The following is a 12,085-nucleotide window of genomic DNA, read 5'->3' on the forward strand; positions in this document are numbered from 1 at the left end:
AGAGGGCTAGGACAAAAGTTCGCTTTTGTCCTAGTTTTTTTATGCACTTAAATGGCTGGATGAAACAGCTAATCGAATGAAGATAGATGAAAGGAGTCTCCTTATGAGACAATCGTCAGTACCTTCACTGACAGATTTACAAGCGGCAATCTACCAAGATTTACTGGCGCAGAAGTCCCAGATGCAACCGATCATGAGTCGGCAAGTTCGACGTTATTGCCGACTTGATGGTTTATTAGTGGTGTTACTCGTCATTGCTTGGGGTGAGCATTGGTTACTTCGCCAAGTATCAGCCGCGGGATCATTGACCTATTTGCGTTGGGGGTTAATCGCGTTAACAATTTTTTGTGGCGGGTTAATCTTCTATACTGGCTGGAAATTAGCACCACATATTGGTAATCGATCTTATCAGCATTATGCAAACCAACTGGCGTCAGAAGTTGCCGATCAATTGGCGAATGAGACTGCCACGAGCCAGAATCATACGTTAACGCGAGTAGATAGCGATATGTATCAAATTACTGGTGCAGATTTACGACGAACCGTTTGGGCAAAAGTAACGGATATCCACTGTTACGACGCTAGTTTTGCGGGATTAAAGTTGATATGGATGGCAACAATGAACCGCCAAAAAAGTAAAGCGGCCAACGGCTTTGTAATCTTTTATGCGACCGAAACGGCTGCGACTGCGTTTGATGCAATAAATTAGTGGTGAACAAAGTCAATGAACCCATGATTAATAACGGAAATATGCTAAACTGTATAGGGTGAAGTTGAACCGAAATGATTAAATAAAAAGATTCATGAAAAGATACAGGAGGATTTTATGCAAGAATTTAAGTTAATTGCGACTGCGGCTAGTGGGATTGAAGCTTTAGTTGGTCGTGAATTGCGTGATTTAGGCTACCAGACGCAAGTTGAGAATAGTCGGGTCCGTTTTACTGGAACGATCAAAGATGTCTTACGGACTAATTTGTGGCTTCGGACGGCTGATCGAATTAAGATCATCGTCGGTGAATTTGATGCTTACAGTTTTGATAAATTGTTCGAAAAAACCTTGGCGTTGCCTTGGGATCAATTATTACCAATGGATGCTGAATTCCCCGTTGAAGGAAAATCACGTAACTCCAAGTTACACAGTGTGCCTGATGTGCAATCAATCGTTAAAAAAGCGATTGTTAACCAATTGGCTAGTACCTACCATCGGAATGGGTTCTTACCTGAAACTGGGGCCTTATTCCCACTAGAAGTCGCAATCAACAAAGATCATGTTTTGTTAACGCTCGACACGACTGGTTCTAGCTTATTCAAACGAGGCTACCGGGTTGAAAAGGGTGGCGCGCCATTGAAGGAAAACATGGCGGCGGCCTTAGTGCTGTTGGCTAAGTGGTATCCAGACAATCCCTTTATTGATCCTGTGTGTGGTTCTGGAACGATTCCGATTGAAGCAGCTTTGATCGCCCGAAATATCGCGCCCGGTTTTAACCGCTCATTTGCCTGTGAAAAGTGGGATTGGGTGCCAAAGGGCTTAAGTCAAGAACTGCGTGATGAAGCAGATGGACAAGCTGATTACGAGAGTGAACTTGATATTAGTGGTTATGATATTGATGGCAAGATGATTGATATCGCTAAACTCAATGCTAGTGAAGCTGGCGTCTTACATGATATTAATTTCAAACAGTTAGCTGTAAAAGACTTTACAACTGACAAGATTAACGGGGTCATTATTGCCAACCCACCTTATGGGGAACGGTTAAGTGATCGTGATACGGTGCGAATTTTGTATCGTCAAATGGGTCAAGTTTACGCAAAGATGCCAAGTTGGAGTAAGTATATCTTAACGAGTGACTTGGAATTTGAAGATTATTATGGCATGAAAGCCACAAAACGCCGGAAACTCTATAATGGGGCATTACGGACTGATTACTTCCAATACTGGGGTAAACGGATTCGTCCCGCACGGACTGAAGGCTAAAAACTTAAAACCTGTTGTTAGTGATCGAAAGATGACTAGCAACAGGTTTTTTGTACCCAATTTATGCGATGATAAGGTTTAATAGCTCAGGCTGTTTTTGAATAAGTTCCAATAAGCGACTGGCGCTACGACTGGGACGTGACTTACCACTTTCCCAAGATTCAACGGTTCGTGGTGAGACCGATAACACCCCAGCTAATACACGTTGTGTGACATCAATTTCATTTCGTAATTCTTTGACATCAGCGGCACTGTATTGTGGTGCGGGTTTAATGACAATCTCGTGAGTTGTGATCATTGAAGTGTCACCATTTAATGCGGCGGTAGCTTGGCGGATACTTTTCTGTAAAGCAGTTAATTTTTCGGTCATTTTTTAAATTCCTTTCAAAGTCAATAATCGTGAAAATGCACGTAAATCAGCCTTTTCGCGATCACTTAGTGTTGCTTTTTGATTCTTTTTATAAATAGTTAAGAACCAAAGTTGGTTATTGTTAGCAATAAAGTAAATGGTTCGATAGCTGCTACTTTTTCCCTGTGGACTATCTGGAGCCCTGTAACGGTACTTGTAAGCGCCGCCGGTTCCTTGAATGATATTACCAGGAAAATTTTTTTCGTAATTGTTAACCGGTAGATTGCGATAGTAGGTTACAATACCAGTTTCAAAATCGAATCGATCTTTTTCATCGAGCTTTAGCGCATGCCATTCTTTATTAAATTCCGCTGTGTAGTTAAAATTAATAGACGTGCCACGACTAAAATATAACATGCTGTATAGAACAAACGTTCTATGTTTACCAAAACAATATAATCTTTACTGAAAAAATATTTAAAGTCTGAAAACAAACTAAGTGCTAGCTATTGGTAGTGGGTAACGATAATCGTTATGCTTACAGTAGCCTGGGTTACCACCGGACTGATGTCAACGTTATTGAACATTTGAAGCCAAACTGTCCCTGTTTTTTTACGAAATCGTCTCCTAAAATAGCTTTTGAACATGATGTTCAACTAATCTTTTTGGGGGGATTCAGATGATTAAACGTGAATGGCAGCAATTAGGACATAAGCCTGGATTGATCGTCGTTTTAATCGCAATTGGGTTGATTCCAGCAATTTATTGCTGGTTATACTTGTCTTCAATGTGGAACACGTATGGTCGAATGGATGAGATTCCGGTGGCGATTGTCAATCATGATGTGTCACAGCGGACACATGGTAAAACGATCGCGATTGGCCATCATTTAGTACAGTCTTTAAAAGCATCGGATTCATTGGATTATCATGAAGTTAGTGCGACAAAGGCTCGGCAAGGACTTCATTCGGGCCGTTATTATATGATTGTCACGATTCCACACAACTTTTCAAAGGCCGCAACAACCTTATTAACGAAGCATCCTGAGCAACTACAATTACACTATCGGATTAGTTCCGGTCGTAACTTTATCGTCGCAAAGATGACTACTGGAGCGGCATCCGCGATCAAGGATAAAGTTTCACAGCAAGTGACAAAATTATATGCGGGTACGTTGTTAACGACCATTCATCAAGTTGATCAAGGGATGCAGACCGCGGGTAACGGTGCCTCCAAATTGGCAGCCGGAACTTCGCAATTGCAGACCGGTTTAACTAAAATCACTGCTGGTCAAACTCGCGTTGGCACTGGGTTAACGACGATACAAACTAAGTTACCGACATTACCAGCTTTAGCACCCGTTAAAGTTGGCTTAGGACAATTGCAGAACGCCACGACACAATTAACTGCTGGCAGTCAAACCGTGCAAACAGGGGCAACGCAGCTGCAGACTGGGACGCAAACTTTGGCAAGTAAGTTAGATCAAAGTGCACAACGCTTATCGAAGCTACCAAATAAGACGATTAATGCGACCTATTTGGCACAACCGGTTAAGGCGACGGTTACTGATGAAGCCAAGGTACCTAATAATGGGACTGGAATGTCACCATTTGCGATTGCAATTGGGCTATTCGTTGGTGGCATTGCTTTAGGCACGATGTTTGATGCGTTTACACCAGCTGAACGGCCACGGCATACATTGTCTTGGTGGGCGGCCAAGTTTTCAATTGTCGGTCTAGTTGGGATTGGACAGGCCGGGTTATTGAGCTGGACGTTAAAAATGAGTGTCGGTCTCAAAGTTCAATCGATGTCGCAACTGGTCTTATTGAATATGCTGGGCGCCTTGACATTTCTTTCGATTATTTTTGCTCTACGGATTATTCTAGGTGGGTTCGGAACGTGGTTGGTCACGATTATTTTAGTCTTACAATTATCGGCATCGTCGGGGCTTTATCCGGTTCAATTGACAAGTCGGTTTGCGAGTTGGTTAAATCCATATTTACCGATGACTTATTTGATTGATGGTTTACGTCATGCGATCTCGCTCGGTGGTTCGATCAATGGCGATGTGTGGACCTTAATCGGGATTACCATTGGCATGCAACTGCTTGTTTTAGGTAAATTTTGGCTGAGTATTAAAACGAATAAATTTGATTTTTTAGATGGTGCTGATTTAGAAAAAACGGAGGCAGCAAAATGATCGTAAATTCACGCCGCTATGTTACCCAAAAACGCATTCAACAGGCCTTAATTAGTTTGATTCGCCAAACCGGTTTTAAGGCAATTACCGTGGGCACAATTTTACAAAAAGCGCATGTTTCTCGCGGGACTTTCTATCGCTACTATTTAGATAAATTCGATTTATTAGCGCAGACGGAAGCCAGATTCATTATTGGGGCTCGCGATATTTTTGACCACTACGATAAACCTGATCTGATGGCACTGACATCGTCTGCGACTCATGAGCATGATGCCTTTTACGCGTTACTCGTTTATTTATATCAGCAACAATTGTCGGTGGCTACGTTGATGACTTGTCCCGATTCGGCGCTTATTCCGAAGATGCATGATTTAATTGAAGCAACGATTGCGATCCCGAGCACGCCGCAGACCATTGCTCAGATGGGGACAACCGAAATTCCCACAACTTTGGTTAAGGAGTTGGTTGTCGGCAATATCATGACTATTTTGAGCTACTGGCTAGCTCAGCCGACTGTGGCTGCACCCAAAATTGCCCATCAAATCTTCCTACAAAGTCGCCAATTATCACCATTGGCGCTAACGCAATTGTTGACGACTGCGGCTTCGATGGCCCATGATTAAATTAAAAGCAAATCGGCGCCAAAATGCCCTGCAGATTGACTTGGCTGCTGAAGCAGCTAGCCAACGTAAAAATCGACTGGCACGACGATTGCTTTGGTTAAATCTCGGATTCTATTTGATTTTAAGCACCGCCGAATTAACGATTGGGTACTGGACGCAAGCGGCGGCATTGTTAGCAGATGGTCAAAATAATTTGACTGGAATTTTTGCCACCGTTTTACTGTTAGTCGGTTTGTGGTACGCGCAAAAGCCACGAGATAATTTTCATTTAGAAGGGCATTGGCAATATGAAGCCTTAGCCGTCTTTTTATCAGGTTTGTTGATGGTACTGATTGGGGGACATTGTTTGTGGACCGCGGGACTACAAACCTGGCACGTCTTGCATGCCCAATCAGAAGCTTTGAGTCTGGCGGCCAGCTTAACGGCTGGACTCTCAGGCGGCTTGTTATTACTGGTTGCTTTCATCAATTGGCGACAGGGTCAGCATGCCCATGATTCGGTTTTATTAGCGGCGGCTCAAGATCATTTTAGCGATGCGGTGACGTCGTTGGTCACCATGGTTGCTACCACATTGACGATCTTGACGCATTGGTATTTGCTAGATACGTTAACGGCTTTTGGTTTAGGGGGCTATATTATTTGGAATGGGTGCCAGATTTTAAGCCAAAGTGCGGCAAAATTATCAAATGGCTTTGACCCAAAGATACGGCAACAAATAGTGGTGTGTTTGGACCTAGTTGTCGGAGTTGATCGGGTTATTTACGTGAATGGTCGCTATGTGGGGGACAATTTGGTGTTAGATGTCGCTGTTGAAGTAGCGCCAACGCTCACGATAAGTCAAGCGGATCAATTACGACAACAGCTGCAACAGTTATTAACGGAAAAATGGTCGTTGCTATATTGCTGCATTGAATTGCGTGCGGCTTAAAGTGTGAAAACAGGGGTTAACTAAAAGCCGGTCAATGAAAATCTGCGGATTTTCATTGACCGGCTTTGTTAGCGCTAATTTTGTTGCGATTGACGTTGATGTTGCGATTCGCGTCGATTGATTGATCGTTCGGTGAGCCAGGTACCAAGACGCATCCCACGGTCAAATAATTTAGAGGTGGCAGCCCGCACTTTGGCTGGAGCCGGTCCCTACAGCCGGCAGAATCGCTGGCTGGCGTAGGTGACAAATTTAATCCAACTTAAGTCAATGTTGCTAAGGTTTCGACCAATACATTTAACTTTCAACCTTTAGAATTGTAAAATAAAAAAATCATCGTTGTGGATCAATTGACGCTAATGTTGCTAACTGATCTTGATAAAACGCCATTTTTTGATTCAAAAAGGCCAGCTGTTGATCAAGTTCAATTCGTTTAGCCAATAATTGTTGTGATTGCGCTTGTAATAATGCCATTCTAGCCGTAATCGTGCGATCTCCTTGTGCCCGTAACTGCGCATATGTTTGGATATCGTGCATCGACATACCGATTTGCTTGAGTCGTTGAATGAACGCTAGCCAGTCTTGGTCTTGTTGTGAGTATTGGCGTTGATGTTGTGCATTACGTTGCGGTTGCAACAGCCCTAACTTTTCATAATAACGGAGCGTGTCGGGGGATAACGCCACTTGTTTGGCGAACTGACTGATCGATAACATGTTCACTAACCTCCTGTATTTAATGGTTCAAAGCTTAGTCTCAGTTGAACCGATCGTCAAGGGTGCGAGATTCAGTAGTTTAAGTAAACAAACTTAAAATTCCGCTTGCGCTGGAGTGCACTCCAAGGAATAGACTCAACGTATTCTAATGGAAAAGGTGGTTTTTAATATGACAGATGATCGATTAGCACAAGGTAAGGCGTTATTACAACAGGTAGATGCTTCGGCTGCCGATCAGGTGATGGCGAGCTTAGCCGATATTGCTCCAGATGTCGGTACCTATATTTTAGAATTTGCATTTGGGGATATTTACGCGCGGCCGGGCCTAGATTTAAAGCAGCGGGAGTTGATTACGATTACAGCGTTACTCACGCAAGGGGATACGGCCGACCAACTCAAGGTTCATTTGAATGGTTGTTTGAATGTTGGTCTGACACAGACAGAAATTATTGAAACGATGATTCATTGCATTCCGTATGTTGGTTTTCCGAAAGTTTTGAATGCCATTACCGTTGCTAAAAGTGTCTTTTCAACACGTTAACAAATTTGGTCGATCGGGTGTATACCGATCGGCTTTTTTGCATATCCATGCGCAACGAGTATTTGAACATCAAGTTTAAGAAACCGTGTTCAATCACTCAAAAATTGGTTTTTAGGCCCAGTCGGAACTTTTTTCGATACAGCGGTGTGTAAGTTGAGTATACTAAGATTAATCAATCTAATTATTACCGCAACTTAAGGGTAATATGGTATCTTTGATATAAGCAAATTAATGTTTTTAAATCTTAAATGAAATAATGAAAAAGATTGCATAGAAGGGTGACATTCATGAATAATTCGAAACCAGTTTTAATGATTTTATTTGGTGCAACCGGCGATTTAGCCAAACGAAAACTTTACCCCGCCTTTTTCCGGCTTTTCCGGCAACAGGCGTTGAGTGATCATTTTGCGGTCATCGGGACAGCCCGACGGCCTTGGAGCGATGAGCATTTTCATGAAGTCATTGCAGATGCCATTGCGGATGAAAATCCGACTGAACCGGAACAAGCAGCTTTTGTGAGTCATTTCTATTATCAATCACATGATGTTGGCGATGCGAGTCACTATCAGGTGCTTTCACAATTGGCTGACAAACTTGACAATAAGTATCAATTGGCTGGCAATCGGTTGTACTACTTGGCGATGGCCCCACGATTCTTTGGCCAGATTGTGACGCAATTGAAATCAGCTGGCATTATTGATACCGAAGGCTTTAACCGCGTTGTGTTGGAAAAGCCATTTGGAACTGATTTTGAATCAGCTAATGAATTAAGCCAACAATTAACTAGTGTTTTCCCTGAACAAGATATTTTCCGAATCGATCATTACTTAGGTAAAGAAATGATTCAAAATATTTTGACGTTACGGGCAACCAATAGTTTGTTGGAATCACAGTGGAGCAATAAACACATTGAAAATGTGCAGATTACTTTTGCCGAAGCGTTAGGTGTTGAGCAACGGGGCGGCTATTACGACCAAACCGGGGCATTGAAAGATATGGTCCAAAATCACATCTTACAAGTGCTCTCATTATTGGCGATGGAATTACCAACTGGAACGTCTGAAACGGCGATTCGTGAAGGTAAAGTGGCCGCTTTACGTGCGGTTAAAATCTATACGCCTGATGAGGTGGCTAAAAACTTTGTTCGTGGCCAATACACAGCAGGTCGTTTAAATCATGAAGATTTTGCCGGTTATCGTGAAGAACCAGCGGTCGCTGAAGACTCACGGACCGAAACCTTTGTTGCTGGGAAGTTTGAAATTGATAACGATCGTTGGCGTGGGGTCCCATTCTACGTGCGGACTGGGAAACGATTGACTGAAAAAGGAACTCGAATCAATATTGTCTTCAAGAACTTAACGGATAACACGGATCTTGCCACGAAGAACGTCTTAACGATTTATATTCAACCAACTGAAGGATTTTCACTCAGCTTGAATGGGAAATCATTGGATGCGCAATATGAAACCTCACCAATTCGCTTATCTTATCGTCATGACAGCAAAATGATGGCGAACACGCCAGAAGCTTACGAACGTTTGATGCATGATGCTATTGATGGCGATGCAACGAACTTTACCCATTGGGATGAAGTCGCTCAATCATGGAAGATTGTGGATGTTATTCGCCAAGCTTGGGATCAAGATCAAACGCCGGTCCCAACTTATGCAGCTGGCACGATGGGACCAAAAGAAGCCTTTGATTTGGTCGCTGCTGATGGCAATGAATGGGTTTGGCAACCAGATACTTGGTTTATCGAACGTGGTTTATTAAAAACTGAAAGTTAATTGAGAGCTGGTGGGTGTGATGCACTTGAAACGACCGTTCCATTTTTATCGTGATCCGATTTTTTACCTTGGACTACTTTTGTTGTTACCAACAATTAACCATTTTGAAATGTTTGACCTAATCGGATTAGTGTTAGGAATTGGGTGTTTGGTGAAGGCGTTCTTCACGCCTAAACAAAAAGCTTAACAGTTTAAATACAAAATTAGGTGGTCTATTAATGGGCTACCTAATTTTTGTTATAAAAAGAAACCACACAATTTTTAGGCTTTATTTTGTTATTATAAGCAAAATAAATGAAAAACTACTCGATATATAGTACTATATGAGTATAAAAGGTGGTGTTGATGATGGCAGTCCAAGAAAAGAAACGTATCCAAGTTCAAGTCAATAAGGAATTGGCCGAAGATACAGAGCAAGTTTTGAATGAGCTCGGGCTAAGTCCAACGACTGCGATTACAATGTTTTATAAGCGAATTGTTGCTAACGGGGGGTTACCATTTCAACCTATGTTAACTCAAGGAGAGAAAGCTAGTTTACACTTTTTAAAAGAAACTGAAGATACACCCGTAACGCAATTAAATACGGTTAATGATGTGCAAAAATGGCTGGATAACCCCGATGAAGATTAATGATCTTGTTAGCTTATATGTTAGTTACATTGAAGGACCAGGCGGTAAGAAAAGGCCGGTGCTGGTTAGAAAAGTTAGCAAAGATCGAGTTATGGCTTTTAAAATAACAACCAAGTATGCTCATAAGTCTAAGTTTATTCAACAGCAGTATTACAAGATTCAAGATTGGAAAATTGTTGGGTTAAACCGACCATCCTGGATTGATGTTGGAAATGTTTATAGCTTTCCAAAAGTGGGGTTAACTTTTAAGAAAATTGGTCAGCTAACTGTGCGTGATCAGATTGATCTAGATAAGTTTAACGTAAAGTTTAAAGAGAAAAGAAATAGAAAATAGGAATGCCAGTAATAAAGTTGTATAACTAAATGCTTACCTTGACTTGTTATCAAGGAAGACTGTTATTAATGTTTTTACATTAGTAACAGTCTTTTTGGATCAATATTTTTTGGTAATGACTGATATTAATATAGTCAATATAAATAATATGCCGAACAAAATGATTGCCTTACAGTAGGTCTAAGGGGGTAACCTAAACTTATCAATTATCTAGGAGGCACTATTTAATGACAACGATTACGGATACTTTTAAATTAAATAACGACTTATTAATGCCAAAAGTTGGTTTTGGCACATGGCAAACTCGCCCTGGTAAAGAAACCTATGACGCGGTTAGCAACGCCTTGACAGCTGGGTATCGGTTTATTGATACGGCTAAAGCTTACCAAAATGAAGCGAGTGTTGGTGAAGCCCTGCATGATGCTAATCTTGCTCGTGAAGCTATTTTCGTACAAACCAAGTTACCAGCTGAAACGAAATCTTATGAAGGTACTCTGGCGGATTTCGAAAGCAGCTTGAAAGCCTTACAACTGGATTATGTTGATTCTTACATTATTCATGCTCCATGGCCATGGCGTGAAATGGGCGCCAACTATGACGCTGAAAATCGGGAAGTTTGGCGCGCAATGCAAGACATTTATCAGAGTGGTCGGGCCAAGTCAGTAGGCGTGTCTAATTTTAACTCCCACGATCTTGAAAACCTACTTAATTGGGATGGCTTAACGGTTAAACCAGCTGTTGATCAAATTCAATATTATGTTGGTCATACACAAGCATCCATCGTTACAACCGCCGAAGCGGCTGGTATTGTCGTTCAAGCATACTCACCACTTGCAACTGGTGGCTTGTTGGCTGATCCAACGCTCGAACGATTAGCGGACAAGTATCAAGTCACCTTGCCACAATTGGCCTTACGCTTTATCATTCAAAATGGCGTTGCCCCATTACCAAAGGCGCGGGCGATGGCCCATGTCGAGGCTAACACGAAGTTAGACTTTGAAATTAACGCTGAAGATATGGCCTACTTGAATAAATTGACTGATAAAAATGGTTGGCATCCAGTGGGTGACTAAACTTTAAAAACAATCAGTTGTCTGAAAGCTAGGAGCAAATCCTAGCTTTTTTTCGTGTTGACACCCAAATCGGAATATGACATTATTAAAAATAAATGAGTTACTTATGAGGATGAGGTTATTAAATGGATAAATTAGCAGCATGGCGAGCGGAGAATCAGTTGGGAATGCAGGGATGGACGTTTAGTCATCTTGATGGTCGGTGGGAAAGTGCCCCATTACCTTGGGATTATCGGAAGTTTGTTGAAGCACATTTGACGTCATCGGCCATGTGGCTAGATATGGATACTGGTGGTGGTGAGTTAATGAGTCATTTTCATCATCCTGCTGATAAAACGGTGGTTACAGAGGGCTGGGGACCTAATATAAAGTTGTTACAGTCTAAATTAGCCACATCAAAGATCAAGTTAATTGCTGATCCTGATGAAAATCTGGCAGCAGTTCCTGATGAGACTTTTGATGTGATTACGAATAGTCATGGAGCAACGCCGATTGCGGCAATCGTCAAAAAATTACGTCCTGGTGGCTGGTTTATCACCCAACAAGTGGGGGCGACTAATAATTTTAGTTTATCGCGCTTTTTAGATGCTGATTATACGCCGGCTTATCCAGATAACACCTTAATTCATGTTTGTTCGCAACTACAAGATGCCGGCATGCGGCTTGATTATCAAGCGGGAGCGTTTGCTAAGTTAAGCTTTTTGGATGTGGGGGCAATTGTTTATTACGCGACCGTTATTCCATGGGAATTTCCTGATTTTGATTTAGATATGGCCATTCCAAGGCTGCAGCAGCTTGATCGATTAATTAGCTCGCAAGGCGCGGTCACAACTTTTGAAGATCGATTTATGATTGTGGCACAAAAACCGGCTTGAGTTGAAAATAATTCGCCAAATAAGTGAGTATACGAGATAATGGTATTAAATCACGTGAA

General features: G+C 42.0%; 15 protein-coding genes. 12 read left to right on the plus strand and 3 right to left on the minus strand.

The annotated features are described in order from the left end of the window. Positions 1-103: 103 nt before the first annotated feature. Positions 104-709: a hypothetical protein gene (locus FFM84_RS01610; protein ID WP_130843739.1), complete on the plus strand. Its 606-nt coding sequence runs from the start codon at positions 104-106 to the stop codon at positions 707-709. 117 nt (positions 710-826) lie between these two features. Further along, positions 827-1,975: a THUMP domain-containing class I SAM-dependent RNA methyltransferase gene (locus tag FFM84_RS01615; RefSeq protein WP_130843738.1), complete on the plus strand. Its 1,149-nt coding sequence runs from the start codon at positions 827-829 to the stop codon at positions 1,973-1,975. A 61-nt stretch (positions 1,976-2,036) separates the two neighbouring features. Here FFM84_RS01615 and FFM84_RS01620 read toward each other — a convergent pair whose 3' ends face one another. Together FFM84_RS01620 and FFM84_RS01625 are read right to left on the minus strand one after the other, a co-directional pair. Further along, positions 2,037-2,345: a helix-turn-helix domain-containing protein gene (locus FFM84_RS01620; RefSeq protein WP_130843737.1), complete on the minus strand. Its 309-nt coding sequence runs from the start codon at positions 2,343-2,345 to the stop codon at positions 2,037-2,039. Positions 2,346-2,348: 3 nt separating this feature from the next. Next, positions 2,349-2,741: a type II toxin-antitoxin system RelE/ParE family toxin gene (locus FFM84_RS01625; protein WP_130843736.1), complete on the minus strand. Its 393-nt coding sequence runs from the start codon at positions 2,739-2,741 to the stop codon at positions 2,349-2,351. A 262-nt stretch (positions 2,742-3,003) separates the two neighbouring features. Here FFM84_RS01625 and FFM84_RS01630 point away from each other — a divergent pair, with 262 nt between their 5' ends. Genes FFM84_RS01630 through FFM84_RS01640 form a run of 3 tightly spaced genes read left to right on the plus strand, consistent with a single transcriptional unit; the run spans position 3,004 to position 6,075 of the window. Further along, entirely contained in the window at positions 3,004-4,524 is a 1,521-nt protein-coding gene (locus FFM84_RS01630) for a YhgE/Pip family protein (RefSeq protein ID WP_130843735.1), read from the plus strand. Beyond that, positions 4,521-5,147, plus strand: coding sequence for a TetR/AcrR family transcriptional regulator (locus FFM84_RS01635; protein ID WP_130843734.1), 627 nt, complete (start codon positions 4,521-4,523; stop codon positions 5,145-5,147). Before FFM84_RS01630 ends, FFM84_RS01635 begins: the two co-directional genes overlap by 4 nt. Next, positions 5,140-6,075 carry a cation diffusion facilitator family transporter gene (locus FFM84_RS01640; protein ID WP_130843733.1) on the plus strand — a complete coding sequence of 312 codons (936 nt, stop codon included), beginning with the start codon at positions 5,140-5,142 and terminating at the stop codon, positions 6,073-6,075. The genes FFM84_RS01635 and FFM84_RS01640 overlap by 8 nt, the downstream gene beginning before the upstream one ends. Positions 6,076-6,405: 330 nt before the next feature. On the opposite strand, the gene FFM84_RS01645 is transcribed toward FFM84_RS01640, so the two are convergent. Next, complete coding sequence (locus tag FFM84_RS01645; RefSeq protein WP_130843732.1) at positions 6,406-6,786, minus strand: MerR family transcriptional regulator; 381 nt, start codon at positions 6,784-6,786, stop codon at positions 6,406-6,408. A 169-nt stretch (positions 6,787-6,955) separates the two neighbouring features. Between FFM84_RS01645 and FFM84_RS01650 the strand changes: the two genes are divergently transcribed. From FFM84_RS01650 to FFM84_RS01675, 7 genes are all read left to right on the plus strand, one after another. After that, positions 6,956-7,327, plus strand: coding sequence for a carboxymuconolactone decarboxylase family protein (locus FFM84_RS01650; RefSeq protein WP_130843731.1), 372 nt, complete (start codon positions 6,956-6,958; stop codon positions 7,325-7,327). Between the two features lie 287 nt (positions 7,328-7,614). After that, positions 7,615-9,114, plus strand: a complete 1,500-nt coding sequence (gene zwf / locus FFM84_RS01655; protein ID WP_130843730.1) for a glucose-6-phosphate dehydrogenase — start codon at positions 7,615-7,617, stop codon at positions 9,112-9,114. Positions 9,115-9,133: 19 nt separating this feature from the next. Beyond that, positions 9,134-9,301 (plus strand): hypothetical protein, encoded by a 168-nt coding sequence (locus FFM84_RS16025; RefSeq protein ID WP_165444385.1) that lies wholly within the window; start codon positions 9,134-9,136, stop codon positions 9,299-9,301. A gap of 161 nt (positions 9,302-9,462) precedes the next feature. Further along, a complete protein-coding gene (locus tag FFM84_RS01660; protein WP_130843729.1) occupies positions 9,463-9,744 on the plus strand; it encodes a type II toxin-antitoxin system RelB/DinJ family antitoxin in 282 nt (93 codons plus the stop codon). Further along, entirely contained in the window at positions 9,734-10,078 is a 345-nt protein-coding gene (locus FFM84_RS01665; protein ID WP_130843728.1) for a hypothetical protein, read from the plus strand. The genes FFM84_RS01660 and FFM84_RS01665 overlap by 11 nt, the downstream gene beginning before the upstream one ends. Positions 10,079-10,305: 227 nt before the next feature. Continuing rightward, positions 10,306-11,151, plus strand: a complete 846-nt coding sequence (locus FFM84_RS01670; protein ID WP_130843727.1) for an aldo/keto reductase family protein — start codon at positions 10,306-10,308, stop codon at positions 11,149-11,151. Between the two features lie 125 nt (positions 11,152-11,276). After that, complete coding sequence (locus FFM84_RS01675; protein ID WP_130843726.1) at positions 11,277-12,026, plus strand: class I SAM-dependent methyltransferase; 750 nt, start codon at positions 11,277-11,279, stop codon at positions 12,024-12,026. Positions 12,027-12,085 lie beyond the last annotated feature (59 nt).

Origin of the sequence: Lactiplantibacillus mudanjiangensis, from assembly GCF_005405385.1 — a bacterium.
Classification (GTDB): domain Bacteria; phylum Bacillota; class Bacilli; order Lactobacillales; family Lactobacillaceae; genus Lactiplantibacillus; species Lactiplantibacillus mudanjiangensis.